This is a genomic window from Streptomyces iranensis (assembly GCF_017874715.1).
Classification (GTDB): domain Bacteria; phylum Actinomycetota; class Actinomycetes; order Streptomycetales; family Streptomycetaceae; genus Streptomyces; species Streptomyces iranensis.
In genome coordinates, this window is sequence record NZ_JAGGLR010000006.1 from 105407 (window position 1) to 131931 (window position 26525).

The following is a 26525-nucleotide window of genomic DNA, read 5'->3' on the forward strand; positions in this document are numbered from 1 at the left end:
TCTGCCTTTCTTACAGCGTCACAGCAGGCCGACGGCGGTGTCCACGGCGGTCTCGACACTGCCCTCCGCCGGATAGAGCAGGGAGCGGCCGACGACCAGCCCCTGCACGGTGGGCAGGCCCAGCGCCTTGCGCCACTTCTCGTACGCCTCCTCCTGGTCCTGCGGAGACTTGCCCACGTCGCCGCCGAGCAACACCGCCGGAAGGGTGCTCGTCTCCATCACCGCCGCCATCTCGTCGGCGTCGTCGGTGACCGGCACCTTCAGCCAGGTGTAGGCGGAGGTTCCGGCGAGGCCGGAGGCGATGGCTATGGACTTGGTGACGGCCTCGGCGGACAGGTCGTTGACGACCTTTCCGCCCGTCCGCCGGGAGATGAACGGCTCGACGAAGACGGGCAGCCGCCGCTCGGCCATGTCGTCGATGGCGCGGGCCGTGGTGACCATGGTGGTCAGCGAACCGGCGTCCTCGTAGTCGATGCGCAGCAGCAGCTTGCCGGCGTCGAAGCGGAGGCGCTCGATGTCCTGGGGGCGGTGTCCGGTGAACCGGTCGTCGAGCTCGAACGAGGCCCCGGCGAGACCGCCGCGGTTCATCGAGCCCATGACGACCTTGCCGTCGAGGGCGCCGAGCAGCAGCAGGTCCTCGAGGATGTCGGCGGTGGCGAGCACCCCGTCGACCCCGGGCCGGGACAGCGCCACGCACAGCCGCTCCAGCAGTTCGACCCGGTTGGCCATGGCCAGCTTGTGGCCGCCGACGGCGAGGGCGCCGCGCGCCGGATGATCGGCGGCCACGATCATCAGGCGGCCGCTGTCACCGATGAGGGGGCGGCGGACCCGGCGGGCGGCCGCCTCGGCGATGGCCTCCGGGTGGCGGCTGCGCACCGTCACGAGGTCGGAAACGCTGATACTCAAGGGATTTTCCTCTCTTTTCGAGGCTCGGTTCGCCTCCGGGGCGCCTAAGTCGCTGTCGACGGTCGACGGGCTCGGTCGCTCGTTCCTCGCTCCCTGCGCGCGACTCCCTTTCGACAGCGACGCGCCCCTTCGGCTCGCCCCCAGCTACCGCTGGGAGGTACCCCCGGCCGGTCGGACGGAGACACCCGTAACGATGGGCACCCAGCGGCCTCCCCACTGGGCCCCGGGGTCAGCCTCCACCGAGCAGAGCCTCGACCTCCGCTTCCGTGGGCATCGCGGAGGAGCAGGCGAGGCGGGACGCGACGATGGCGCCCGCCGCGTTGGCGTACCGCATCACGCGCTCCAGGGGCCAGCCCGAGAGCAGCCCGTGGCACAGGGCGCCGCCGAACGCGTCGCCCGCGCCGAGCCCGTTGACCACCTCGACCGGGACCGGCGGGACCTCCGCGGTGGTGCCGTCGCGGTGCACGGCGAGCACCCCGCGCGGTCCCTGTTTGACGACGGCGATCTCCACACCCGCGTCCAGCAGCGCCTGCGCGCACGCCTTGGGCTCGCGCGCACCCGTGGCGATCTCGCACTCGTCCAGGTTGCCGACGGCGACGGTGGCGTGGCGCAGCGCCTCGGCGTAGAAGGGGCGGGCGGTCTCCGGATCGGCCCAGAACATCGGCCGCCAGTCGAGGTCGAAGACGGTGGTGCCGCTCTTGGCGCGGGCGGCGAGCGCGGCGAGGGTGCTGGTGCGGCTGGGCTCCTCGCTGAGCCCGGTGCCGGTCATCCAGAAGATCCGGGCGGCGCGGATGGCGTCGAGGTCCAGCTCATCGGAGTGGATCTCCAGATCGGGCGCCTTGGGACGGCGGTAGAAGTACAGCGGGAAGTCGTCCGGCGGGAAGATCTCACAGAACGTGATCGGGGTGGGGTACTCCTCGACGGGGGTGACGAAGCGGTCGTCCACCCCGAAGGCCCGCAGCTCCTGGTGGATGTAGTCGCCGAACGGATCCGCGCCGGTGCGGCTGATCACCGCGGAGCGGTGGCCGAAGCGGGCCGCGGAGACCGCGACGTTGGTCGCCGAGCCGCCGAGGAACTTTCCGAACGATTCAACCTGCGGCAGTGGCACACCGGTCTGGAGTGGATAGAGGTCCACTCCGATGCGGCCCATCGTGATCAGGTCGTGCGGCTCACTCATGCCTGCCCCTTCGGGAAAGACGCAGCTCAGGGTCTGGACTTCAGAATTCCGGGATCCGCCCCGGCTCTTCAGGTCTAGACGTGCGCCCTACCCACTGTCAAGACTTTGTCCTTACATACGGACGTAATCATCCGGGCCCACAGGGCACGTTATTACCTCGTTACGTCCAGATGAAATGTTGTCATGACAAAGTCTTGACAGTGGCCACCCACGGGGAGAGGCTCCCGTTCTGCAACGGCCGTGCTGATTCGACGGACCTGGCTTTGAGAGGTGCTGGAACGGATGGACCTCAGACTCAATCGACACCGCAGAGCGGGCCTCGCCGCACTCGCCACCGCAGCCGCCCTCCTGGCGGCGGCCTGCAGCAGTCAGGGTGGCAAGAAGGCCCAGGAAGCCGACGCCGGCCTCGCGGCCGGTAAGGCCGACACCCCGCGGATGAGGATCGCGATGATCACTCACGCCGCCCCGGGCGACACCTTCTGGGACACGGTGCGCAAGGGCGCCAAGGCCGCGGCGGCCAAGGACAACGTCGACCTCGTCTACTCCAGCAACCCCAACGGAGCCGACCAGGCCAACCTGATCCAGAACGCGATCAACCAGAAGGTCGACGGCATCGCCGTCACCCTCGCCAAGCCCGACGCCATGAAGGGCGCGATAGCCAAGGCGAAGAAGGCCGGGATCCCGGTCGTCGCCTTCAACGCCGGACTCGACCAGTGGAAGGACATGGGCCTGCTGGAGTACTTCGGCCAGGACGAGAACATCGCGGGCCAGGCGTTCGGCAAGCACCTCAACGAGATCGGCGCCAAGCACGACATCTGTGTGATCCAGGAGCAGGGCCATGTCGCCCTCGAGGCCCGCTGCGCGGGTGTGAAGAAGACCTTCAAGGGCAAGACCGACATCCTCTACGTCAACGGAACCGACATGCCGTCGGTCAAGTCGACGATTTCCGCGAAGCTCAAGCAGGATTCGAGCATCGACTATGTCGTCACCCTGGGTGCCCCGTTCGCCCTGACCGCCGTGCAGTCCGCGAAGGACGCGGGCGACAAGGCCAAGGTCGCCACCTTCGACCTCAACAAGGACCTGGTCTCGGCCGTGCAGAGCGGCGATGTCCAGTTCGCCGTCGACCAGCAGCCGTACCTCCAGGGCTATCTGTCCATCGACTCCCTGTGGCTCTACAAGAACAACGGCAACTTCAGCGGCGGCGGCGAGCAGCCCGTGCTGACCGGGCCCGCGTTCGTCACCAAGGACAACGTGGACACCATCGCTACGTTCGCCCAGAAGGGAACGCGGTGAGCCGGTCATGACCCATACCGCCACCCCGGCGGCCGCGACCCCGCCCGCCTCCCCCGCGGTCCCGCCCAAGAGCCGCACCGCCGAGCGCTCGCTGGCCCGGCGGGCGCTGGCCCGGCCCGAGATCGGGGCGCTGGTCGCGGCCGTCGGCGTCTACCTCTTCTTCTTCGCCGTGGCCCCCACCTTCCGGCAGGCCGACTCCTTCGCCACCGTTCTCTACCAGGCGTCCACCATGGGCATCATGGCGCTGGCCGTCTCCCTGCTGATGATCGGCGGCGAGTTCGACCTGTCGGCCGGTGTCGCCGTCACCTCCTCGGCGCTGGCCGCGAGCATGCTCAGCTTCCAGCTCACCGCCAATGTCTGGGTGGGTGTGCTCGTCGCCCTGCTGGTCTCGCTCACCGTGGGGCTGATCAACGGGCTGCTGCTGATCAAGACCGGGCTGCCCAGCTTCCTGGTCAGCCTCGCCAGCTTCCTGATGCTGCAGGGCGCCAACCTGGCCATCACCAAGCTGCTGACCGGCAATGTCGCCACCGACACCATCAGCGACATGGACGGCTTCGACCAGGCCAAGTCGCTCTTCGCCTCCGAGGTCGACGTCTTCGGCGTCGATGTGAAGATCACCGTGCTGTGGTGGCTGATCTTCGCCGCCATCGCCACCTGGGTGCTGCTGCGCACCAAGTTCGGCAACTGGATCTTCGCGGCCGGTGGCTCGAAGGAGAGCGCACGGGCCGTGGGCGTCCCGGTGAACCTCACCAAGATCGCCCTCTTTATGACGGTGGGCTTCGCGGCCTGGTTCGTGGGCATGCATCTGCTCTTCGAGTACAACACCGTGCAGGCCGGCGAGGGCGTGGGCAACGAGTTCTACTACATCATCGCGGCCGTGATCGGCGGCTGCCTGCTCACCGGCGGCTATGGCTCCGCGATCGGCGCGGTCCTCGGCGCCTTCATCTTCGGCATGGTCAACCAGGGCATCGTCTACGCCAACTGGAACCCCGACTGGTTCAAGTTCTTCGTCGGCGTGATGCTGCTGCTCGCGACCCTCGTCAATCTGTGGGTGCGCCGTCAGGCCGCCAGGAGGTGATCGGAATGGCAACGAACGTCACCAAGGACAGCGCCGCACAGGCTTCCGCACCGGACGAGGAGCCGGTGATCCGGCTGCGGGACGTGGGCAAGCTCTACGGGAACATCCGCGCCCTGGAGGGCATCGACCTGGCCGTCCGGCCGGGCCGGGTGACCTGTGTGCTCGGCGACAACGGCGCCGGCAAGTCCACCCTGATCAAGATCATCTCGGGGCTGCACCAGCATGACGAGGGCGAATACCTCGTGGACGGCGAGCCGGTGCGGCTGAACACCCCGCGCGACGCCCTGAAACTGGGCATCGCCACCGTCTACCAGGACCTCGCCACCGTGCCGCTGATGCCGGTATGGCGGAACTTCTTCCTCGGCTCCGAGCTGACCCGCGGCCCCTGGCCGGTGCGGCGGCTGGACATCCAGCGGATGAAGCAGATCACCGGCGAGGAGCTGTCCGCCATGGGCATCCACCTCGACAACCTGGAGCAGCCCATCGGCACCCTCTCCGGCGGTCAGCGGCAGTCCGTGGCCATCGCCCGAGCGGTCCACTTCGGCGCCCGGGTGCTGATCCTGGACGAGCCCACCGCGGCGCTCGGCGTCAAGCAGTCCGGTGTGGTGCTCAAGTACATCGCGGCGGCGCGCGAGCGCGGGCTCGGCGTCATCTTCATCACCCACAACCCGCACCACGCCTATATGGTCGGCGACCACTTCGCGGTGCTCCGGCTCGGCGCCCTGGAGCTGAACGCGGCGCGCGAGGACGTCAGCCTCGAAGAGCTCACCAACCATATGGCCGGCGGTGCCGAACTGGCCGCGCTCAAGCATGAGCTGGCCCAGGTCCGCGGGGTCGATGTGGACGAGCTGCCGGAGGAGGTGGCCGCCCCTTCCTCCTGACGGACGCCACCTGACGGACGCCATTCTTCCGACGCCTTTCCCTGACAAGACGTCCGAATGTCCTGACGAAGCCTTGACGGACGCCCGCCCGGCCGGTGAAGCTGCCCAAAACAGCACGACGCGGGCACCCCAGCACACCGAGGAGACCCTCTGCCATGACTGCCGACGCCTCCCCCGTACCCGCCCTGGACCGCATCCGGGTCGGCTCGGCCCCCGACTCCTGGGGGGTGTGGTTCCCCGACGACGATCAGCAGGTCCCCTGGCAGCGCTTCCTCGACGAGGTCACCGAGGCCGGTTACGAGTGGATCGAGCTGGGTCCCTACGGCTATCTGCCCACGGACCCGGCCCGGCTCACCGAGGAGACCGGCCGGCGCGGTCTCACGGTCTCCGCGGGCACCGTCTTCACCTCGCTGCACCGCGGCCCCGAGGTCTGGGACGCCACCTGGGAGCACGTCTCCCAGGTGGCCGAGCTGACCCGGGCGATGAACGCCAAGCACCTCGTGGTCATCCCCTCCTTCTGGCGGGACGACAAGACCGCCGAGCTGATCGAGCCCCCGACGCTCAGCGCGGAGCAGTGGCGCCATCTGTCCACCGGGATGGAGCGGCTCGGCCGTGAGGTGCGGGAGCGCTTCGGGCTGGACATCGTCGTCCACCCGCATGCCGACACCCATATCGACACCGAGGAGAACGTGGCCCGCTTCCTGGACGCCACCGACGCAGACCTGGTCAACCTCTGCCTGGACACCGGCCACTACGCCTACTGCGGCGGCGACAGCGTCAAGCTGATCGAGACCTACGGCGAGCGCATCGGCTATCTCCACCTCAAGCAGGTCGACCCGGAGATCCTCGCCGATGTGGTCAAGAACCAGGTGCCGTTCGGCCCCGCCGTCCAGCGCGGTGTGATGTGCGAACCGCCCCACGGCATTCCGGAGCTGGGCCCCGTCCTGACCGCGGCCCAGAACCTGGATGTGGATCTGTTCGCCATCGTCGAGCAGGACATGTACCCCTGCCCGCCCGGCCGGCCCTTCCCCATCGCCGAGCGCACCCGGCGCTTCCTGCGCTCCTGCGGCGCCTGACCCGTCCCTTTTCGCCCCACGGGCCTTCGCCCACCCGGGCCTTCGCCCCACGGGCCTTCGAACCGTCCAGAGAGCAGAGAGAGAAGAGAGAGCAGTCTATGACCCAGCAGGGAACGCTCGGGGTCGCCGTCATCGGGACCGGCAAGATGGGCGCCGACCATGTCCGCCGCGTCAACGACGTGATCAGCGGCGCCCGGGTGGCCGCCGTGGTCGACATCGACGAGGCGCGGGCCAAGGCGGTCGCCGACACCGCCGACGGCTGTCAGGCGTTCACCGACCCGGCCGCCGCGATGGCCGCGCCCGGCGTGGACGCGGTGCTGATCGCCTCGCCGGGGCCCGCGCACGAGGCCGCGCTGCTCAGCGCGTTCGAGCGCGATCTGCCGGTGCTGTGCGAGAAGCCGCTCACCCCGGACTCCGCGTCCGCGCTGCGGGTGCTGGAGGCCGAGCAGCGGCTGGGCCACCGCCGGGTGCAGGTGGGCTTCATGCGCCGCTACGACACCGAGTTCATGAAGCTCAAGGCGCTGCTGGCCGGGGGTGAGCTGGGCCGCCCGCTGCTGCTGCACTGCCGCCACCGCAATGCCTCGGTGCACTCGTACTTCACCAACGAGATGATGATCACCGACTCGGTGGTGCATGAGATGGACCAGTCGCGCTGGCTGCTGGAGCAGGAGATCGCCGCGGTCACCGTGCTCAAGCCGACACCCAGCTCGCTGTCGCCCGAGCCGCTCAGCGACCCCCAGCTGGTGGTCTTCGAGACCACCGGCGGAGCGATCGTCAATGTGGAGATCTTCGCCACCTGCGGCTTCGGCTACCAGGTGCAGGCGGAGGCGGTGTGCGAGCGGGGCACCGCCCGCGTCGGCGACGCCCACGGGATGCTGGTCAACCGGCCCGGCACCTGGGGCGGGGAGATCGCCCCCGACTTCGTGGCCCGCTTCGAAGAGGCGTACGACCGCGAGGTGCAGAGCTGGGTCAACGCCACCCGGCGCGGGGAGATCGAGGGCCCCAGCGCCTGGGACGGCTATGCCGCGACCGCCGTCAGTGAGGCGGGGGTCCGGGCCCAGGCCACGGGCCGGCGCACGGCCGTCGAGATGATCGAGCGCCCCGCCTTCTACAGCTGACATCCCGTCTCCAGCTGACACCCAGCGGGCCGGCCGTGACCTTGCGGCCGGCCCGCTGTGGTCATGGCGTCCGAGTCCCGTCCGGTGCGTCACTCGTGCGTCACAGCGGTCACATCTCCACACGCCTCCGTCACAGGTGTTCAACAGCCCCGAGCCGCCCTTCACTCAGCGTCGTTGACCGGGCACAGGCTGATGCAATGTGAGCAGGCGCGCCGTGGCTCCCCCGACGGCCCCACCGGGCCGTGACCGCGACGCCCTGCGGAAGGGCATAAGAGATGACCGACCGGAGGCTGTGGTCGTACAAGGAGATCGCCGCGCATATCGGTGTGCAGACCGACACCGTACGGTCCTATCGCAAGCACGGTCTGCTGCCGCCCCCCGATCATGTGGAGGGCGGCAAGCCGTATTGGTACGCGGATACGATCCGCTCCTGGGTGGTCCGCAGACCCGGCAACCGCCGCGCCCGGCGTGATGGCAAGGACTAGCGGTGCGGCCACACCCGCGTGAACCGCTAGCGGCCCGTGCTCACCCGGTCCCGCGCCTTCTCCCCCTCTCCCTGACCTCCGTCCTCACCACGAGGCCCGCCCTTGCCGCGTGCCCCGTCCTCACCACGAGGTCCGCCCTTGCCGCCGCACCGGCGATCGTCGGCCTCGCCTCCGGTGGCGGCATCCGCGCCGGCCCCGGAGTCCCCGCGGCGTTCGGCGGGGGTGGATTCCCCCTCACTCAGCCCGAACCGGGTGTGCAGCCGGCGCAGCGGGCCCGGGGCCCACCAAGTGGCCCGGCCGGTCAGCTTCATCACCGCCGGCACCAGCAGCCCGCGCACCACCATCGCGTCCATCAGCACGGCCAGGGCGATACCCAGCCCCAGCATCTTGGTGTTGGTGACCCGCGAGGTGCCGATGCCCACCATCACCACGGCGAGGATCAGCGCCGCCGCCGTGATCAGGCCGCCGGTGCGCCGCAGCCCGAACTCCACCGCCGCCTGATGGTCCCCGGTGCGGTCGTACTCCTCCTTGATCCGGGAGAGCAGGAAGACCCCGTAGTCCATGGAGAGCCCGAAGGCGACGCAGAACATCAGGACGGGCAGGGTGGTCTCGATATCGCCGGAGGTGGTGAAGGAGAGCGGACCGGACAGATGCCCGTCCTGGAAGACCCACACCACCGCGCCGAACATCGCCGTCAGACTGAGCGCGTTGAGCAGCACTGCCTGAATCGGTATCAGCACGCTGCCGGTGAGCAGGAAGACCAGCAGCAGGGTGACGGCGACGATGATGGCCGCGGCCCAGGGCAGCCGATCGGCTATGGAGTCCTTGGTGTCCACCAGGACGGCGGCGGTGCCGGTCGCCGAGGTGGTGAACGACGGCTCCTGGGCGCGGATCGTCCGCACCAGATCCTGGCTGGCGGTGTCCACGGCCTCGCCCTTGGGCTGCACGGTGATCTCCGCCGAGCCATCGGACAGCCGCGCCGCCTCCGCCGGCCCCGGCTCGGCCACCCGCCGCCCGTCGGCGAACCGGCCCGCCGGACTGTCCACCCGCAGCACCTGGGGGAGGGCGGAGACCTTGGCGCTGTAGTCGGCGAGGGCGTTGGTGCCGCTGCCGGTGCCCTCGGCGAGAACCTCCACCGCGCCCCCGGGACCGCCGGGGAACCCCTCCCGGACGTGCTGCTGCACCACATGGGACTCGGCGCTCGACGGCAGCTGACGGTCGTCCGCGGTGCCGAACTCCACCCTCAGGAACGGCAGTCCCAGCGCGACCAGACCGGCGACGGTGGCCAGCGCGAACACCGGGGCGCGCCGCATCACCAGCCGCGCGAGCCGCGCCCAGCCCGCTCCGGGCTCACCGCCGCGGGCCGGGCGGCCACGGCGCAGCAGCCGGGTGAGATCCAGTGCGTTGACCCGGTCGCCCAGGAGGATGAGCGCCGCGGGCAGGACCACCAGGGCCGCGGTGGCGGCGATCAGCACCACCGCGATCCCCGCATAGGCGAAGGAGCGCAGGAAGTACTGCGGGAAGACCAGCATGGCGGCGAGCGAGGCGGCGACGGTCAGCGCAGAGAAGAGCACGGTGCGCCCGGCGGTGCGCAGCGTGGCCGCGACAGCGGGCAGCTTCTCCGCGCCCCGGCCCAGCTCCTCGCGGAAGCGGCGCACGATGAACAGGGCATAGTCGATGGCGAGTCCGAGGCCGAGCGCGGTGGTCAGGTTCTGCGCGAAGACCGAGACATCGGTGAGCTCGGTGAGCCCGCGCAGCACCGCGTCGGTGCCGAGGATCGCGATAATGCCGACGCCGAGCGGCAGCAGGGCGGCCACGGCGCTGCCGAAGACCATGACGAGCAGCACCAGGGTGATGGGCAGGGCGATCATCTCGGCCCGCAGCAGATCCTCCTGGATGGTGGACTGCAGCTCATGGCGGACCGCGACCATCCCGCCGACCCGCACCTCGACCGGGCCGTGGGCGCCCCGGTAGTGGGGCGCTATGCGCTCCAGCGCCTTGCCCGCCGCCGACTCATCGCCCAGGATCCGCGCGGCGATGATCGCCTCGCCCCGGTCCCGGGCGCGAAGCGAGGGCGCGCCGGTGGTCCAGTACGAGGTGACCCCGGTGACCGCCTTCTCGTCCGAGAGCTTCTTGGTCAGGGACCGGGCCTCGGCGGCGACGGCCGGATCGTCCACGGTCTTCTTACCGCTGTCCACGAGCAGGATCAGATTGGGCTGGGAGGCGGGGAAGCGCTTCTCGAGCGCCTTGGTGGCATACGCGGACTCGGACGCGGGGTCCTCCCAGCCGCCGCTTCCCATCCGGTCGGCGACCCCACTCCCGGCTACGACGGCCAGCGCGGTGAAGATCAAAGCGATCAGCAGAGACAGCCGAGGACGCGCCGTGACCAGGCGGGTCCACCCTCCGATCCGGTCGTCGGGTGGGCGGTTGACATCGGTCATGGCGCGGTGTCCCCTTCACCTGTGCCCCATGCCGCCACCAAATGTCCGTAGGCAGCACGGGTCGCTGATTACCATGGGCGGTAAACACGAGCGGCCGCTCGCGTTTCTCAAGAATGCGAGCGGGCGCTCGTGTTTGTCAATCGAACACGGAGAGCCGGGGAAAACAGGTGAGCGAGAGCAAGGCGGGCCAGCCCGACGAGACGGCGAAGCCGCGCCGCAGACAGGCGCGCGGCGAACGCCGGATCCAGCAACTGCTCGACGCCGCCGCCAGCGTCTTCTGCCGCGCCGGCTACACCTCCGCGAGCACCAACGCCATCGCCCGCGAGGCCGGGGTCTCCCCCGGCACGCTGTACCAGTTCTTCCCGAACAAGGAGGCCATCGCCGTCGAACTCGGCGAGCGCCTCAACCGCCGGATGCTGGAGACCCACGGAGTGGTCTTCACCCTCGAGAACGCCGCGCTGCCGCTGCGCGAACTGATCGACGCGGTCCTCGACCCGATGATCGAGTTCAACTGTGCGAACCCCGCCTTCCTGACCCTGCTCCAGTCGTCCGACGCACCGGGCCACTTCCTCGAGGAGCACGCCGCCCTGCACGACTCGATCCAGGACCGCATCGGCGAGCTGATCGGCGTCCGCAACCCCGGCCTCTCCCCCGAGCGCCGCACCCACACCGCGAACATGGCGTTCGCCCTGTTCAAGGCCGGGCTGGGGCTGATCCTCGGCCATGAGGGCGCGGAACGGGAGGCGTACGTCGCGGAGTTGAAGACCGCCCTGTACGGCTATCTCGCCCCGGTGCTCGGCACCGAGGGAGCCCCCGCCCGGCCCTGACCCCCGCGCCACACCCCGTCACCCGCCCCTCCCCCGCCCCGGGCCGCGGAGGGGTGTGCGCGGGCGCACCACACCCATCACCGACCGGCGCACCACCGGCTTCCATCCATACCCCCTAGGGGTATAGAGTGGGGATTGCCAGGAGACGCTGAGGCATTCCGGCGCCTCCTGCGCACCGACCGTCACGCTTCCCCACACAGGAGAACCCCATGAGCTCCGAGGCAGTCACCACCGTCTACAAGGTGACCGGTATGACCTGCGGCCACTGCGAAGGCGCCGTCACCGAGGAGATCAGCGCCCTCGACGGCGTGGCCTCCGTCAAGGCCGTGGCGTCCACCGGCCAGGTCACCGTGGTCTCGGCCGCCCCGCTGGACGACGAGAACGTCCGCGCCGCCGTGGACGAGGCGGGCTACGAGCTCGCCGGCCGGGCCTGAGCGAGCCCCCACCAAACCCCCGCCGGACCGTGCCGCCCTGCTCATACAGTCGCCGTACGGCCCGGCCCTCCTCCCAGGAGACCAGACATGACCAGCACGGCACCGCCCGCCGGGCCCGCCGCCGACACCACGGCGACGGCCGGCGGGCCCTCGCAGGTCGAGCTCGCCATCGGCGGGATGACCTGTGCGTCCTGCGCCGCCCGTGTCGAGAAGAAGCTCAACCGCCTCGGCGGCGTCACCGCCACGGTGAACTTCGCCACCGAGAAGGCCAAGGTGTCCTACGGCGAAGGGATCGAGGTCGCCGACCTGATCGCCACCGTCGTCAAAACCGGGTACACCGCCGAGGAACCGCGCCCCGCAGTGCCCGAGCCCCGCGCCCCCGAGGGCGCCGCCGCACCGGAGGCCGACCCGCGCGGCGAGGCCGCGCCGGACTCCCTGCGCCACCGCATGCTCGTCTCCCTCGTGCTGTCCCTACCCGTGGTGGTGCTGGCGATGGTGCCGTCCCTCCAGTTCGACAACTGGCAGTGGCTCTCGCTCACCCTCGCCGCGCCGGTCGTCGTCTGGGGCGGTGCGCCCTTCCACAAGGCCGCCTGGACGAACGCCCGGCACGGCGCGGCCACCATGGACACCCTCGTCTCCATCGGCACCCTGGCGGCCCTCGGCTGGTCCGCATGGGCGCTGTTCTTCGGCGACGCGGGCATGCCCGGTATGCGGCACGGCTTCGACCTCACCGTCTCCCGCACCGACGGATCGTCCTCGATCTACCTGGAGGCGGCGGCCGGAGTGACCGCGCTGATCCTCCTCGGCCGCCATCTGGAGGCGAGGTCCAAGCGGCGGGCGGGCGCGGCGCTGCGCGCGCTGCTGGAGCTCGGCGCCAAGGACGTGGCCGTACTGCACGGAGGGCTCGAGGTACGGATCCCCGTCGGTGAGCTGGCGATCGGCGACCGCTTCGTGGTGCGGCCCGGTGAGAAGATCGCCACCGACGGCACGGTCGTCGAGGGCTCCTCCGCCGTGGACGCCTCGATGCTGACCGGCGAGTCGGTGCCGGTGGACGTGGGGGTCGGCGACGCGGTGGCGGGCGCGACCGTCAACACGTCGGGCCGGATCGTGGTCGAGGCCACCCGGGTCGGCGCGGACACCCAGCTGTCCCGTATGGCCAAGCTGGTCGAGGACGCGCAGAACGGCAAGGCCGAGGTGCAGCGGCTCGCCGACCGGGTCTCGGGGATCTTCGTACCGATCGTGCTGCTGATCGCCGTCGGCACCCTGCTGGGCTGGCTGCTCACCACGGGCGCCCCGGCCGCCGCCTTCACCGCGGCCGTCGCCGTCCTGATCATCGCCTGCCCCTGCGCCCTGGGCCTGGCCACCCCGACCGCGCTCATGGTCGGCACCGGCCGCGGCGCCCAGCTGGGCATCCTGATCAAGGGGCCCGAGGTACTGGAGTCCACGCGCCGGGTGGACACCGTCGTGCTGGACAAGACCGGCACGGTGACGGCCGGGCAGATGCGGCTGCGCGGAGCCGTCACGGCGCCCGGAGTGGACGAGCGGGAGCTGCTACGGCTCGCGGGCGCCCTGGAGCACGCCTCGGAGCACCCGATCGCGCGGGCCATCGCGGACGGCGCGGCCGAGCGGATCGGCGACCTCCCGGCGCCCGCGGACTTCCGCTCCGAGCCCGGCCTCGGGGTCCAGGGCACGGTGGACGGCCACGCGGTGCTGGTCGGCCGCGAGAAGCTGCTCGGCGCCTGGGCCATCGAGCTGCCCGGGGACCTCGCGACCGCCAAGGCGGCGGCCGAGTCCGAGGGGCAGACGGCGGTCGCGGTGGCCTGGGACGGCGAGGCGCGCGGCGTCCTCCTGGCGGCCGACGCCGTCAAGGAGACCAGCGCCGAGGCGGTCGCCCAGCTGCGGGCGCTCGGCCTCACCCCGATACTGCTGACCGGCGACAACCGGCTGGTCGCCGAGGCGGTGGCCCGCGACGTCGGCATCGACAAGGTCATCGCCGAGGTGCTGCCGCAGGACAAGGTGGACGTGGTGAAGCGGCTGCAGGACGAGGGCCGTACGGTCGCCATGGTGGGCGACGGGGTCAACGACGCGGCCGCCCTCGCCACCGCCGACCTGGGGCTCGCGATGGGCACGGGCACTGACGCGGCCATCGAGTCCGGGGATCTGACCCTGGTCCGGGGCGATCTGCGGGTGGCGGCGGACGCGATCCGGCTGGCGCGCAGGACCCTCGGCACCATCAAGGGCAATCTCTTCTGGGCCTTCGGCTACAACGTCGCCGCGCTGCCGCTCGCCGCGGCCGGACTGCTGAACCCGATGATCGCGGGAGCCGCCATGGCGTTCTCGTCCGTGTTCGTGGTGACGAACAGTCTGCGACTGCGGACCTTCACAGCATCCACATAGATTCACCAAGTCCCCATAAGCCGCACAACACCCATACGGCGGAGCCTTGATCTTCAAATCGAGGCTCTTGCCCTTTTATGGCCCTTATGACAAGAGACGCAGATCACAGGCAACCCAACGTAACCATTGCGGGGGGTCGCGAGTCTAATGGGACGGTGGGGATACGTCTTGGGGGACGGATCCTGCTACGCGTAGCCGGGACGACGTACTCGGGGAGCTTTGAGCGGCCCTCCCGTAGGTACGCGTCCCGGCAGATCGCGTCGCCAAACGGCCCGCAAGGGCCCGTAGACACCCGGCCGGATCCCGTGGGGGGAATCCGCTCCGGGGCAAGGGAAGCGCCCCGCTCCGACCCGTGGGGGGATCGGCAGCGGGGCGCTTCTCGCTTGTACGCGAAATGCCCCCGGCCCAAGTGGGACGGGGGCACCCGGAGACGCAGACGTTGCTCTAGCGCTCCTCGACCGGGACGAAGTCGCGCTCAACCACACCCGTGTAGATCTGGCGGGGGCGGCCGATGCGGGAGCCCGGCTCTTTGATCATTTCGTGCCACTGGGCGATCCAGCCCGGCAGCCGGCCCAGCGCGAACAGCACGGTGAACATCTCGGTCGGGAAGCCCATCGCCCGGTAGATCAGACCGGTGTAGAAGTCCACGTTCGGGTAGAGCTTGCGCTCCACGAAGTAGTCGTCCGCGAGCGCGTGCTCCTCCAGCTTGAGCGCGATGTCGAGCAGCTCGTCGGACTTGCCGAGCGCGGAGAGGACATCGTGCGCCGCCGACTTGATGATCTTCGCCCGGGGGTCGAAGTTCTTGTAGACGCGGTGCCCGAAGCCCATGAGCTTCACGCCGTCTTCCTTGTTCTTCACCTTGCGGATGAAGGTGTCGACGTCGCCGCCCGAAGCCTGGATGCCCTCGAGCATCTCCAGCACGGACTGGTTGGCGCCGCCATGCAGGGGGCCCCACAGGGCGTTGATGCCCGCCGAGATGGAGGCGAACATATTGGCCTGCGAGGAGCCGACCAGCCGGACCGTGGAGGTCGAACAGTTCTGCTCGTGGTCGGCGTGCAGAATCAGCAGCTTGTCGAGCGCGGAGACCACGGTCGGGTCGAGGTCGTACTCCTGCGCGGGGACCGAGAAGGTCATCCGGAGGAAGTTCTCGACATAGCCGAGGTCATTGCGCGGGTAGACAAAGGGGTGGCCGACCGACTTCTTGTACGCATAAGCGGCAATGGTCGGCAGCTTGGCCAGCAGCCGGGTCGTCGAGAGATTGCGCTGCTTCTCGTCGAAGGGGTTGTGGCTGTCCTGATAGAAGGTCGACAGCGCGCTGACCACGGAGGACAGCATCGCCATCGGGTGGGCGTCACGCGGGAAGCCGTCGTAGAACCGTTTGACGTCCTCGTGCAACAGGGTGTGGCGGGTGATGTCCTCACGGAAGGCCGCCAGTTCATCGACGGTCGGCAGCTCCCCGTTGATCAGCAGGAAGGCGGTCTCCAGGAAGGAGGCGCGCTCCGCCAGCTGCTCGATGGGGTAGCCGCGATAGCGCAGGATGCCCTGCTCACCGTCCAGATAGGTGATCGCGGATTTGTACGCGGCGGTGTTGCCGTAACCGGAGTCCAGGGTCACCAGACCGGTCTGGGCGCGCAGCTTGCCGATGTCGAAGCCCTTGTCGCCGACGGTGCTGTCGACCACCGGGTAGGTGTACTCGCCGTCCCCGTACCGCAGTACTACAGAGTTGTCGCTCACGTCATCCCTCACCGACGTCTGGTTCTCTTCTTCGAGGTGCCCTGACTCCCCCCACCTTCCCCTACTCGGGTAGCGAACGTGCACTCGGGGTCGGCCGAAGAGCCTTTTGGCGGCACTCAGTGCCGCCTTCACGGCCATCCTGCCCCGTTCGTCATCGTTCGGAAACCCATCTGACACGCTCGACTGTCACATCGCCGCCGAGTCGGTGATCCAGCGCGGTGCAGCGCCTGCCCGCCGAGACGGTGCGCACCGCCTGCCCCAGCGCGCGGCGCGAGCCGACCAGCACCACAAGGCGCTTGGCACGGGTCACGGCCGTGTACAGGAGGTTGCGCTGCAGCATCATCCAGGCCCCGGTGGTCACCGGGATCACGACGGCCGGGTACTCACTGCCCTGTGACCGGTGGATGGTCACCGCATAGGCATGAGCCAGCTCGTCCAGCTCGTCGAAGTCGTACGGTACCTCCTCGTCCTCGTCCGTCCGCACGGTCAGCCGCTGCTCATCGGTGTCGAGTGAGGTGACGACGCCAACCGTGCCGTTGAAGACCCCGTTGGCCCCTTTCTCATAATTGTTACGGATCTGGGTCACCTTGTCGCCGACGCGGAAGACCCGGCCGCCGACGCGGCGCTCCGGGAGGTCCGGGCGGGCCGGGGTGATGGCCTGCTGAAGCAGTCCGTTGAGCGTGCCGGCGCCCGCCGGGCCGCGGTGCATCGGGGCCAGAACCTGCACGTCACGGCGGGGGTCGAGGCCGAACTTCGCGGGGATGCGGCGGGCCGCGACATCGACCGTGAGCCGCCCCGCCTCCTCGGTGTCGTCCTCGACGAAGAGGAAGAAGTCGGACAGGCCCTGGGTGACCGGCGGCACTCCCTCGTTGATCCGGTGGGCGTTGGTGACCACTCCGGACTGCTGGGCCTGGCGGAAGATCCGGGTCAGCCGCACCGCGGGGACGGGGCTGCCGGGGGCCAGCAGATCGCGCAGCACCTCCCCGGCGCCCACGCTCGGCAGCTGGTCCACATCGCCGACGAAGAGCAGATGGGCACCGGGCGGGACGGCCTTGACCAGCTTGTTGGCCAGCAGCAGATCGAGCATGGACGCCTCGTCGACCACCACCAGGTCCGCGTCGAGCGGGCGGTCCCTGTCGTACGCCGCGTCCCCGCCGGGCTTGAGCTCCAGCAGGCGGTGGACGGTGGACGCCTCGGCGCCGGTCAGCTCGGACAGCCGCTTGGCGGCCCGGCCGGTGGGCGCCGCGAGCACCACCTTGGCCCTCTTGGCGCGGGCCAGCTCCACCACGGACCGCACGGTGAAGGACTTGCCGCAACCGGGCCCGCCGGTGAGCACCGCGACCCTCTCGGTCAGCGCGAGCCGCACCGCCTCGCTCTGCTCGGGCGCCAGGTCGGCGCCGGTGCGGTCGGCCAGCCAGCCGAGCGCCTTGTCCCAGTCGACGCCCCGGAAGGCGGGCATCCGGTCCTCCTCGGTGCGCAGCAGCCGCAGCACCTGGCCCGCGAGGGAGATCTCGGCACGGTGGAAGGGCACCAGATAGACGGCGGAGACCGGCTCGCCGTCCGCCGGGCCCGGGACCGGCTCGCGCACCACGCCCTCGTCCTCGGCCGCGAGCTCGCCCAGGCAGTCGATGACCAGGCCGGTGTCCACCTGGAGCAACTTGACCGCGTCCGCGATGAGTTGCTCCTCGGGGAGATAGCAGTGGCCCTGGTCGGCGGACTGGGACAGCGCGTACTGCAGACCGGCCTTCACCCGGGCGGGGCTGTCATGGGGGATGCCGACCGACTGGGCGATCTTGTCGGCGGTGAGGAAGCCGATGCCCCAGACGTCGGCCGCCAGCCGGTACGGCTCGTTCTTCACGACCGAGATCGAGGCGTCGCCGTACTTCTTGTAGATCCGCACCGCGATGGAGGTGGAGACGCCGACCCCCTGGAGGAAGACCATCACCTCCTTGATGGCCTTCTGCTCCTCCCAGGCGGCGGCGATCATCTTGGTGCGCTTGGGGCCGAGGCCGGGGACCTCGACCAGCCGCTTGGGCTCCTGTTCGATGACGTCGAGGGTGTCGACGCCGAAGTGCTCGGTGATCCGGTCGGCGATCCGGGGGCCGATGCCCTTGATCAGCCCGGAGCCGAGATAGCGCCGGATGCCCTGGACGGTGGCGGGGAGGACGGTCTGGTAGTTCTCGACCGTGAACTGTTTGCCATATTGCGGATGGGAACCCCAGCGGCCCTCCATCCGCAGCGACTCGCCCGGCTGGGCGCCCAGCAGCGAGCCGACGACGGTGAGCAGATCGCCGGAGCCACGGCCGGTGTCGACCCGCGCGACCGTGTAGCCGTTCTCCTCATTGGCGTAGGTGATCCGCTCCAGGACCCCTTCCACCACCGCGAGTTTGAGCATGCCCCGACCGTACCGCCGGGAGCCGACAGGCGGTTCGGGCCTGTGGACAACGTCCGTGGGGAAGGAACGCGGGTGTGTCTTCCGCGGCGGAATATCACGATCCGGTTTCACCGGGGGCCAACCCCTTGCCTCCTTCCATGTAATCGATTCCAATCACATGTAATCGATTCCACAAGGAGGTGGACGATGCCGGCCATCAAAGATGTGGCGCGGCGTGCCGGGGTCTCCGTGGCGACGGTCTCACGGGTGCTCAATGACCACCCCTCCGTCCGCGCGGACACCCGCGAACGGGTGCTCGCCGCGGTCGCCGACCTCGGCTATCGCCCCAACGCGGTGGCCCGCTCGCTGCGCACCGACCAGACCCGGACCCTGGGCCTGGTCATCAGCGATGTGCTGAATCCCTTCTTCACCGAGCTGGCCCGTTCGGTCGAGGACGCCGCCCGCGAGCTGGACTACAGCGTGGTCATCGGCAACGCCGACGAGCGGCCCGACCTCCAGGACCACCATGTGCGTACCCTCATGGACCGCCGCATAGACGGACTGCTGGTCAGCCCCACCGACGGCGGCTCCCCGATGATGCTGGCCGCCGCCCGCGCCGGCACCCCCATGGTCTTCGTCGACCGCTGGATCGAGGGCGAGGGCCTGGACCGGGTGCCGGTGATCCGCACCGACGGGCGGGGAGCCATCCGCGCTCTGGTGGCCCATCTGTGCGCCCTTGGCCACCGCCGGGTCGCGATCATCGCGGGCCCCGCCGCCACCACCACGGGCCGCGAACGGGTGGACGCCTTCCGCTCCGCACTGCGCGAATTCGGCCTGGAGCTGTACGAGGACCACATCGGCCAGGGCGACTTCCAGGCGGACAGCGGCCGCCGGGTGACCGCCCGCTTCCTCGACCTTCCGCACCCCCCGGACGCGATCTTCGCCGCGGACAACCTGATGGCGCTCGGCGCGATGGACGAGATCCGCGCGCGGGGCCTGCGGGTGCCGGCCGACGTGGCACTCGCCGCGTTCGACGACATCCCCTGGTTCGTCCACACCGATCCGCCGATCACCGCCATCGCCCAGCCGACCGGAGCGCTCGGCCGTGCCGCCGTGACGGCGCTGATCGATCTCGTCGAGGGGCGGCCCGCCGAGTCGGTGACCCTGTCCGCCCGTCTGGTCACCCGCCGCTCGTGCGGCGAGCCCGAAAGGAGCAAGCCATGAGTGCCGAGTCCGAGCGGTCCTCCCCCGGCGGGCCGGAGCTGCTGCGCATGGAGGGGGTCCGTAAGACCTTCCCCGGGGTGATCGCGCTGGACGGGGTGGACTTCGAGCTGCGCCGGGGCGAAGTGCATGTCCTCCTGGGCGAGAACGGCGCGGGCAAGTCCACGCTGATCAAGATGGTCTCCGGCGCCCACCGCCCCGACGGCGGGCGGATCCTGGTCGACGGCGAGCCGGTGCGGATCAACAGCGCGCAGGACGCCGAGCGGCTCGGCATCGCCACCATCTACCAGGAGTTCAATCTCGTCCCGGACCTCACCGTGGCCGAGAACATCTTCCTGGGCCGCCAGCCGCGCCGCTTCGGCATGATCGACCGCAAGGCCATGGACGCGCGGGCCGCCGAGTTGCTGGCCCGCGTCGGGGTGGACGTCTCGCCCCGGACCCGCGTCCGCGACCTCGGCATCGCCCGGCTGCAGATGGTGGAGATCGCCAAGGCGCTGAGCCTGGAGGCCCGCGTCCTGATCATGGACGAGCCGACCGCCGTGCTCACCACCGAGGAGGTCGACAAGCTCTTCCGGATCGTGCGCACCCTGCGCGCGGACGGCGTGGGCGTCGTCTTCATCACCCACCACCTGGAGGAGATCGCCGCCCTGGGCGACCGGGTCACCGTGCTGCGCGACGGCCGCAGCGTCACCCAGGTCCCGGCAGGCACCGACCAGGACGAGCTGGTGCGGCTGATGGTGGGCCGCTCCATCGAGCAGCAGTACCCGCGCGAGCGCGGGGACGCCGGTGAGCCGCTGCTGAAGGTCCGGGGGCTCACCCGGAACGGCAGCTTCCAGGACATCGGCTTCGATGTGCGGGCCGGGGAGGTGGTGGGCCTGGCCGGGCTGGTCGGCGCGGGCCGTACGGAGGTCGTCCGGGCGCTCTTCGGCGCCGACCCGTACGACTCCGGCTCCGTCGAGGTGCTCGGCCGCCCGCTGCCCGGCCATGACGTGGTGGCCGCCATGCGGGCCGGGATCGGCCTCGTCCCCGAGGACCGTAAGGGCCAGGGCCTGGTCCTGGACGGCTCCGTGCAGGAGAACCTGGGCCTGGTCACGCTGCGCGCCGCCACCCGCGCCGGGCTGGTCGACCGGGCCGCCCAGCGGCGCTCGGCGGCCGGTGTCGCCGAGCGGCTGACCGTCCGGATGGCCGGTCTCGACCAGCGGGTGCGCACCCTCTCCGGCGGCAACCAGCAGAAGGTCGTCATCGGCAAGTGGCTGCTCGCCGACAGCAAGGTGCTGATCCTCGACGAGCCGACCCGCGGGATCGACGTGGGCGCCAAGGTCGAGATCTACCAGCTCATCAACGAACTCACCGCGTCCGGCCACGCCGTGCTGATGATCTCCAGCGATCTGCCCGAGGTGCTGGGGATGAGCGACCGGGTCCTGGTCATGGCCCAGGGCCGGATCGCGGGCGAGCTGACCGCGCGGGAAGCGACCCAGGACGCCGTGATGGCCCTGGCAGTGAAGGACGTCAAGGACGCCGACGAAGGGGTCGGCGGCAAGGAAAAGGAGGGCTCCCGTGGCCACTGACACGATTGACGCCACGAAGGACCCCGGGAGCTCGCCGGCGCTGCGCCGCGTGCTGCTCGACAACGGCGCGCTGAGCGCCCTGGTGCTGCTGGTGGCCGCCATGGCGCTGCTGTCCGGCGACTTCCTCACCACCGACAATCTCCTCAACGTCGGCGTCCAGGCGGCGGTCACCGCGATCCTCGCCTTCGGCGTCACCTTCGTCATCGTCTCCGCGGGCATCGACCTGTCGGTCGGCTCGGTGGCCGCGCTGTCCGCCACCGTGCTCGCCTGGTCCGCCAGCTCGCAGGGGCTGCCGGTGTGGTTCGCGGCGCTCCTGGCGCTCACCACCGGTGTCGCCTGCGGCCTGGTCAGCGGGGCGCTGGTCTCCTTCGGGAAGCTGCCGCCGTTCATCGCCACGCTCGCGATGCTGTCGATCGGCCGCGGTCTGGCCCTGGTGATCTCCCAGGGCAGCCCGATAGCCGTGCCCGACTCGGTGTCCGGCCTCGGCGACACCCTCGGCGGCTGGCTGCCCGTCCCGGTGATCGTGATGGTCGTGATGGGTCTGATCACCGCGGGTGTGCTGGGCCGTACGTACCCGGGCCGGGCGATGTACGCGATCGGCGGCAACGAGGAGGCGGCCCGGCTCTCCGGGATCCGGGTGACCCGCCAGAAGCTGGTCGTCTACGCGCTCTCCGGCGGTTTCGCGGCCGTCGCGGGCATCGTGCTCGCCTCCCGGCTGTCCTCCGCGCAGCCCCAGGCGGCGGTCGGCTACGAGCTCGACGCGATCGCCGCGGTGGTCATCGGCGGCGCGAGCCTGTCCGGTGGCGTCGGTAAGGCGTCCGGCACGCTCATCGGCGCGCTGATCCTCGCGGTGCTGCGCAACGGGCTCAACCTGCTGGAGGTGTCCGCCTTCTGGCAGCAGGTCGTCATCGGTGTCGTCATCGCGCTGGCGGTGCTCCTGGACACGGTGCGCCGACGCGCCGGGGCCGGACCGGGCGCGCCCGGGGCCGCGGCGGGCGGACCGTCCGGTGGCGGCCGTAAGAAGGCCGTCAACGCGGGCAAGTTCGCGCTGGCCGCCGTGGTCGTCGCCGCCATCGCCTTCGGCGCCTCCGTCTGGCGGTCCGGCTCCTCCGGGGGCGCGGACACCAAGGTCGGTCTGTCGGTCTCCACCCTCAACAACCCCTTCTTCGTACAGCTGAAGGCGGGCGCCCAGGAGGAGGCCAAGCGCGCCGGGATCAGCCTTACGGTCACCGACGCCCAGAACGACGCCTCCCAGCAGGCCAATCAGGTTCAGAACTTCACCAGCCAGAACATGAAGTCGATCATCATCAACCCGGTCGACTCCGATGCCGCGGGCCCGTCCGTCCGGGCCGCCGACAAGGCGGGCATCCCGGTGCTCGCCGCCGACCGCGGCGTCAACAAGGCGAAGATCGCGACCCTGGTGGCCTCCGACAACATCACGGGCGGCAAGCTGGCCGCGAAGACGCTCGCCGAGCGGCTCGGAAAGAAGGGCACGATCCTGGTGCTGCAGGGCACCCCCGGCACCTCGGCCTCGCGTGAGCGCGGTAAGGGCTTCGCGGAGGGCCTCGAGGCGTACCCGGACATCAAGGTCGTCGGCAAGCAGAGCGCCGACTTCGACCGGGCCAAGGGGCTGGATGTGACCACCAATCTGCTCCAGGGCCACCCGGGCATCGACGGGATCTTCGCCGAGAACGACGAGATGGCGCTCGGCGCGGTCAAGGCGCTCGGGTCCAAGGCGGGCAAGTCCGTCGCCGTCGTCGGCTTCGACGGCACTCCGGACGGGCTCAAGGCCGTCGAGAACGGCACCCTCGCCGCGACCGTCGCCCAGCAGCCGAAGGAGTTGGGCCGGATGGTGGTGGAGAACGCCGTCAAGGCCGCCAAGGGGCAGAAGATCGACGGCACGGTGAAGGTGCCGGTGAAGGTCGTCACCGCGAATTGACAGTCGTCGCTGCCGAGTGACAAACGAAAGGACGTGCGGATGCACGACTACGACCTGCTGGTCGTGGGGTCGGCCAACGCCGATCTGGTGATCGGAGTCGACCGCCGCCCCGGGGCCGGTGAGACGGTCCTCGGGTCCGACCTGGTGGTCCACCCGGGCGGCAAGGGCGCCAACCAGGCCGTCGCCGCCGCCCGGCTGGGGGCCCGGACGGCCCTGCTGGCCCGGGTCGGCGACGACGACTACGGCCGGGTGCTGCTGGACTCGCAGCGGTCGGCCGGGGTCGACACCGTGGGCGTGCTCGTCGGCGGCGCGCCCACCGGGGTCGCGCTCATCACGGTGGACCCCTCGGGCGACAACAGCATCGTGGTCTCCCAGGGGGCCAACGCCCGGCTGACCCCCGGCGACGTCCGCGCCGCGGCGAGCCTGCTGGCCGCGGCGCGGGTGGTCTCGGTGCAGTTGGAGATCCCCCTGGAGTCGGTCGCCGAGGTGGTCCGTACGGCGGCCGCGGGCTTCGGCGAGCGCCCCGGGCCGCGGGTGGTGCTCAACCCCTCGCCGGCCGCGCCGCTGCCCAACGATGTGCTGGCCGCCTGCGATCCGCTGGTGGTCAACGAGCACGAGGCGCGGTTCCTGCTCAGCGACGACCAGGTGGGCTCCTCCGACGACCCCGAGGAGTGGGCCGAGGCCCTGCTCTCGCGCGGTCCGCGCTCGGTCGTGGTGACCCTGGGCGGCGAGGGCGCGCTGGTCGCCGACGGCGACCGTACGGTGCTCGTGCCCAGCCCCGCGGTGACGGCCGTGGACACCACGGGCGCCGGGGACGCCTTCACCGGCGCGCTCGCCTGGCGCCTCGGCACCGACGACGACCTGGTGACGGCGGTGCGGTTCGCGGTGCGCGTGGGCGCGGCCGCGGTGACCCGGGCCGGGGCGCAGGCGTCCTTCCCGAGCGCCGAGGAGGTGGCGGCCCTGTGAAGCGGTCCGGGATCCTCAACCGCCATCTGAGCGCGGGTATCGCCCTGTTGGGCCACACCGACACGGTGATGGTGTGCGACGCGGGCCTGCCGATACCGGACGGGCCGTTCGTGGTGGACCTCGCCTTCACGGCCGGGGTGCCGTCCTTCGAGCGGGTGCTCACCGGGCTGCTGGACGAGCTGGTGGTCGAACGGGCCACGGCGGCGCGGGAGGTGAGCGAGCACAACCCCGGGGCGACCGCCCTGCTCGACCGCCTCTTCCCGGCTCCCGCACTGGAACTGGTCCCGCACGAGGAGCTGAAGACGCTGACGGCGGGGGCGCGGCTGGTGGTGCGCACCGGCGAGGCACGGCCGTACGCGAACGTACTGCTGCGGTGCGGGGTGCCGTTCTGAGGGTGTGACGAGGGTGTGATATTTCGAGGGGCCCGGCCGTGGTCCGGGCCCCTCGTTTTCCCCTCCCAGGGCTTCCTTCTCGATCCCCCCCCGGATCCCCCCAGGAAGCCCGATGCCAGGTACGACCCGCCAAGGGGCGGAACGGTTGCACGGCGATCGGCGAAAGATTTTTCCGGGGCGCGACAACCTCGGGTGGGGCCGCACGTCTGGTGGGTTGAAGGCGGGTTCCGGAGCGGGTCCTTCGGCCCCTCGGTACGCGCCTCCCCATCAGCGTTCGCCCAATCCTTTCGGGAGTCGTTCCGTATGCAGCACGTCCGCGCAAAGAAGCCCAACCGCCGTCTGCGCCCCTGGATCCTGGGGTCGGCCGCCGGCATCGCTCTGATCGTGGGCGGGGGCATCGCCGCCCAGGCGGCCACCGGCGACCAGTCCGGCCCGGCCAAGCCGGTCCCGGTGGCAACCTCGAAGCCGGAGCCGACCAAGCCCGCGCCCACGGAGCCGCCCACCAGCGTGCCCGAGCCCACCAAGCCCGCCCCGACCGAGCCGCCCACCAGCGCGCCCGAGCCCACCAAGCCCGCCCCCACCGAGCCGCCCACCAGCGCGCCCGAGCCCACCAAGCCCGCCCCCACCAAGGCCGGTCGCTAGCCGCAGCCACGGGTGGGGCGGGGCCGGTTCCGGAGCCGGCCCCGCCCCACCGATGAGGTGAACGAGGACGATGCAGCTCACTCTTGTCCTGCCCTGGTGGGCCCGGCTGCTCCGCCGTGCCCGGACGACCGCCTCGACACCGCCGGTGGAGACACCGCGCGCCGGGCGGCGGCTACGGGTACTGCGGCCGGTGGGCGGCCGGGGCGACGGGGAGCCCGGCCCGACCCTGGACGATCTGTACCGGGCCCGGCGGCTGGACATGATCCGGCTGGCGGTCTTCCTGGTGGACGACCTGCACACCGCCGAGGACGTCGTCCAGGACGCCTTCGCCGCCGTCTGCCGCCGGCACGGCTCACGGCTGGACAGCCTCCAGGACGCCCACGCCTATCTGCACACCGCCGTGGTCAACGCCGCCCGCTCGGTGCTGCGCCGACGGCGTACGGCGCGCGCGTACACCCCGCCGTACCAGGGGCCGGGGGCGCCCGTGGACGAGCCGCTGCTGCTCGCCGAGGAGCACCGGCAGGTACTCGACGCGCTGGCGCGGCTCACCCCGCGCCAGCGTGAGGTGCTGGTACTGCGCTACTGGTCGGAGCTGACCGAGGCCCAGATAGCCGAGGCGCTGGGCGTCTCCCGAGGCACCGTGAAGTCGACCGCGAGCCGTGCGCTCGTCACCCTGGAGAAGCTGCTGGAGGCGGCCCGATGAGCACTCCCTCTCCCATCGAGGAACGGCTGCGCGCCGCGCTCGACGCCCGCGCGCGCCTCATCGACGCCCACGATCTCTCCCCGTACCGGCCTCCCAACGGCCCGGCCTGGGGCGCGCGGCGGATCCGGCGGGTCGTGTCCGCCGTCGCGGTGACGGTGGCGGCAGCGGCGGCCGTCGCCTTCCTGCTGCTGTCCGGCTCCCCGGAACGCCCACATCCGGCACCCCCCGCACGGGACCCCCGCCCCTCCCCTCCGGCCACCTCGGTCCCGTCTACGAACACGGCCCCTCCGACCCGGCCCTCCCCCACCTTTCCGCCTGCGACTCCGCCCTCGACCTCCACCGCCACCCAGCGCTGACCCGGCCGCCTCGCACGCCCCCGCCAGCCGCGCTCTCGGTCAGTCCCGGGTAGCGCCCTCCGGCCAGATCACCCGAGACCGGACACCGGTGCGCTCGGCGTAGGCCACGACATCGGCCGTTCCGCCGTACCCGCGAGCTGGCTGCCCGTCCCACACAGCGACCAGCTCATCCACCAGACCCACCAGGATCTCGCTGCCGGCCATGTGCGCCTGGGAGTCCGACTCCGCCATGCCCGTGCGGTGGATGTCGGCGGCCTGCTGGATGAGACGGTCGTAGGTCTGGTGGTGCTCCTCCGGCAGGCCCTCGCGGTACTTCTCCGCAGGGACCACCACCTCAAGGCGACCGCCAGCGTCCAGTACCAGCTCGGCGAACCAGGCGTCCGGGCCGTCGGCGATACACGAGACCCCGATCAGATCAGGCCCGTAGCGCACAAGTACCTCTTGTAGGGCCCGGCGGACCAATCGCTCCGTCTCTGGGGGAAGACCGCGGTGGCCAGTGATGCCGAGGCGCATGGGC

The 26525-nt window shown here is 70.7% G+C and carries 23 protein-coding genes; 17 read left to right on the plus strand and 6 right to left on the minus strand.

Annotated elements, in window-relative coordinates:
- Window positions 1-18 precede the first annotated feature (18 nt).
- Window positions 19-906 carry a Cgl0159 family (beta/alpha)8-fold protein gene (locus tag J2Z30_RS12190; protein ID WP_044575027.1) on the minus strand — a complete coding sequence of 296 codons (888 nt, stop codon included), beginning with the start codon at window positions 904-906 and terminating at the stop codon, window positions 19-21.
- Window positions 907-1135: 229 nt separating this feature from the next.
- The gene (gene iolC / locus J2Z30_RS12195; protein ID WP_044575025.1) at window positions 1136-2083 is read right to left on the minus strand and encodes a 5-dehydro-2-deoxygluconokinase; all 948 of its coding nucleotides are present in this window, start codon (window positions 2081-2083) and stop codon (window positions 1136-1138) included.
- A 282-nt stretch (window positions 2084-2365) separates the two neighbouring features.
- On the opposite strand from iolC, the gene J2Z30_RS12200 reads away from it, so the two are divergent.
- From J2Z30_RS12200 to J2Z30_RS12225, 6 genes are all read left to right on the plus strand, one after another.
- The gene (locus J2Z30_RS12200) at window positions 2366-3376 is read left to right on the plus strand and encodes a substrate-binding domain-containing protein (protein WP_044581908.1); all 1011 of its coding nucleotides are present in this window, start codon (window positions 2366-2368) and stop codon (window positions 3374-3376) included.
- A 7-nt stretch (window positions 3377-3383) separates the two neighbouring features.
- Entirely contained in the window at window positions 3384-4454 is a 1071-nt protein-coding gene (locus J2Z30_RS12205; RefSeq protein WP_044575023.1) for an ABC transporter permease, read from the plus strand.
- Between the two features lie 5 nt (window positions 4455-4459).
- Window positions 4460-5335 carry an ATP-binding cassette domain-containing protein gene (locus tag J2Z30_RS12210; protein WP_044575021.1) on the plus strand — a complete coding sequence of 292 codons (876 nt, stop codon included), beginning with the start codon at window positions 4460-4462 and terminating at the stop codon, window positions 5333-5335.
- A gap of 155 nt (window positions 5336-5490) precedes the next feature.
- Entirely contained in the window at window positions 5491-6411 is a 921-nt protein-coding gene (locus tag J2Z30_RS12215; protein WP_044575020.1) for a sugar phosphate isomerase/epimerase family protein, read from the plus strand.
- Window positions 6412-6509: 98 nt separating this feature from the next.
- Window positions 6510-7529, plus strand: a complete 1020-nt coding sequence (locus J2Z30_RS12220) for a Gfo/Idh/MocA family protein (RefSeq protein ID WP_044575017.1) — start codon at window positions 6510-6512, stop codon at window positions 7527-7529.
- Between the two features lie 275 nt (window positions 7530-7804).
- Window positions 7805-8014, plus strand: coding sequence for a helix-turn-helix transcriptional regulator (locus tag J2Z30_RS12225; RefSeq protein ID WP_020871200.1), 210 nt, complete (start codon window positions 7805-7807; stop codon window positions 8012-8014).
- 26 nt (window positions 8015-8040) lie between these two features.
- On the opposite strand, the gene J2Z30_RS12230 is transcribed toward J2Z30_RS12225, so the two are convergent.
- On the minus strand, window positions 8041-10455 hold the full coding sequence (locus tag J2Z30_RS12230; protein WP_044575014.1) for an MMPL family transporter: 2415 nt from the start codon (window positions 10453-10455) through the stop codon (window positions 8041-8043).
- 167 nt (window positions 10456-10622) lie between these two features.
- Here J2Z30_RS12230 and J2Z30_RS12235 point away from each other — a divergent pair, with 167 nt between their 5' ends.
- The 3 genes from J2Z30_RS12235 (at window position 10623) to J2Z30_RS12245 (ending at window position 14113) form a co-directional block, all read left to right on the plus strand.
- Window positions 10623-11282, plus strand: coding sequence for a TetR/AcrR family transcriptional regulator (locus J2Z30_RS12235; RefSeq protein ID WP_044575011.1), 660 nt, complete (start codon window positions 10623-10625; stop codon window positions 11280-11282).
- A gap of 209 nt (window positions 11283-11491) precedes the next feature.
- Window positions 11492-11716, plus strand: a complete 225-nt coding sequence (locus J2Z30_RS12240) for a heavy-metal-associated domain-containing protein (protein ID WP_044575009.1) — start codon at window positions 11492-11494, stop codon at window positions 11714-11716.
- 87 nt (window positions 11717-11803) lie between these two features.
- On the plus strand, window positions 11804-14113 hold the full coding sequence (locus tag J2Z30_RS12245) for a heavy metal translocating P-type ATPase (RefSeq protein ID WP_044575007.1): 2310 nt from the start codon (window positions 11804-11806) through the stop codon (window positions 14111-14113).
- A 444-nt stretch (window positions 14114-14557) separates the two neighbouring features.
- On the opposite strand, the gene J2Z30_RS12250 is transcribed toward J2Z30_RS12245, so the two are convergent.
- Entirely contained in the window at window positions 14558-15847 is a 1290-nt protein-coding gene (locus tag J2Z30_RS12250; RefSeq protein WP_044575006.1) for a citrate synthase, read from the minus strand.
- Window positions 15848-15998: 151 nt separating this feature from the next.
- Window positions 15999-18242 carry an SF1B family DNA helicase RecD2 gene (recD2, locus tag J2Z30_RS12255; protein ID WP_044575004.1) on the minus strand — a complete coding sequence of 748 codons (2244 nt, stop codon included), beginning with the start codon at window positions 18240-18242 and terminating at the stop codon, window positions 15999-16001.
- Window positions 18243-18428: 186 nt separating this feature from the next.
- On the opposite strand from recD2, the gene J2Z30_RS12260 reads away from it, so the two are divergent.
- The 8 genes from J2Z30_RS12260 (at window position 18429) to J2Z30_RS12295 (ending at window position 26008) form a co-directional block, all read left to right on the plus strand.
- Window positions 18429-19445 carry a LacI family DNA-binding transcriptional regulator gene (locus tag J2Z30_RS12260; RefSeq protein WP_044575002.1) on the plus strand — a complete coding sequence of 339 codons (1017 nt, stop codon included), beginning with the start codon at window positions 18429-18431 and terminating at the stop codon, window positions 19443-19445.
- Window positions 19442-21010 carry a sugar ABC transporter ATP-binding protein gene (locus J2Z30_RS12265; protein WP_044574999.1) on the plus strand — a complete coding sequence of 523 codons (1569 nt, stop codon included), beginning with the start codon at window positions 19442-19444 and terminating at the stop codon, window positions 21008-21010. Before J2Z30_RS12260 ends, J2Z30_RS12265 begins: the two co-directional genes overlap by 4 nt.
- Window positions 21000-22949 (plus strand): ABC transporter permease/substrate-binding protein, encoded by a 1950-nt coding sequence (locus tag J2Z30_RS12270; protein ID WP_044574996.1) that lies wholly within the window; start codon window positions 21000-21002, stop codon window positions 22947-22949. Before J2Z30_RS12265 ends, J2Z30_RS12270 begins: the two co-directional genes overlap by 11 nt.
- Window positions 22950-22988: 39 nt before the next feature.
- Window positions 22989-23915, plus strand: a complete 927-nt coding sequence (gene rbsK / locus J2Z30_RS12275; RefSeq protein WP_044574993.1) for a ribokinase — start codon at window positions 22989-22991, stop codon at window positions 23913-23915.
- On the plus strand, window positions 23912-24307 hold the full coding sequence (gene rbsD / locus J2Z30_RS12280) for a D-ribose pyranase (protein WP_044574991.1): 396 nt from the start codon (window positions 23912-23914) through the stop codon (window positions 24305-24307). The genes rbsK and rbsD overlap by 4 nt, the downstream gene beginning before the upstream one ends.
- Window positions 24308-24610: 303 nt before the next feature.
- On the plus strand, window positions 24611-24949 hold the full coding sequence (locus J2Z30_RS12285; protein ID WP_044574988.1) for a hypothetical protein: 339 nt from the start codon (window positions 24611-24613) through the stop codon (window positions 24947-24949).
- Between the two features lie 70 nt (window positions 24950-25019).
- Window positions 25020-25652, plus strand: coding sequence for a SigE family RNA polymerase sigma factor (locus J2Z30_RS12290; protein ID WP_044574985.1), 633 nt, complete (start codon window positions 25020-25022; stop codon window positions 25650-25652).
- Window positions 25649-26008: a hypothetical protein gene (locus J2Z30_RS12295; RefSeq protein WP_044574982.1), complete on the plus strand. Its 360-nt coding sequence runs from the start codon at window positions 25649-25651 to the stop codon at window positions 26006-26008. The genes J2Z30_RS12290 and J2Z30_RS12295 overlap by 4 nt, the downstream gene beginning before the upstream one ends.
- A gap of 39 nt (window positions 26009-26047) precedes the next feature.
- Here J2Z30_RS12295 and J2Z30_RS12300 read toward each other — a convergent pair whose 3' ends face one another.
- Window positions 26048-26521 carry a hypothetical protein gene (locus J2Z30_RS12300; protein WP_044574980.1) on the minus strand — a complete coding sequence of 158 codons (474 nt, stop codon included), beginning with the start codon at window positions 26519-26521 and terminating at the stop codon, window positions 26048-26050.
- Window positions 26522-26525 lie beyond the last annotated feature (4 nt).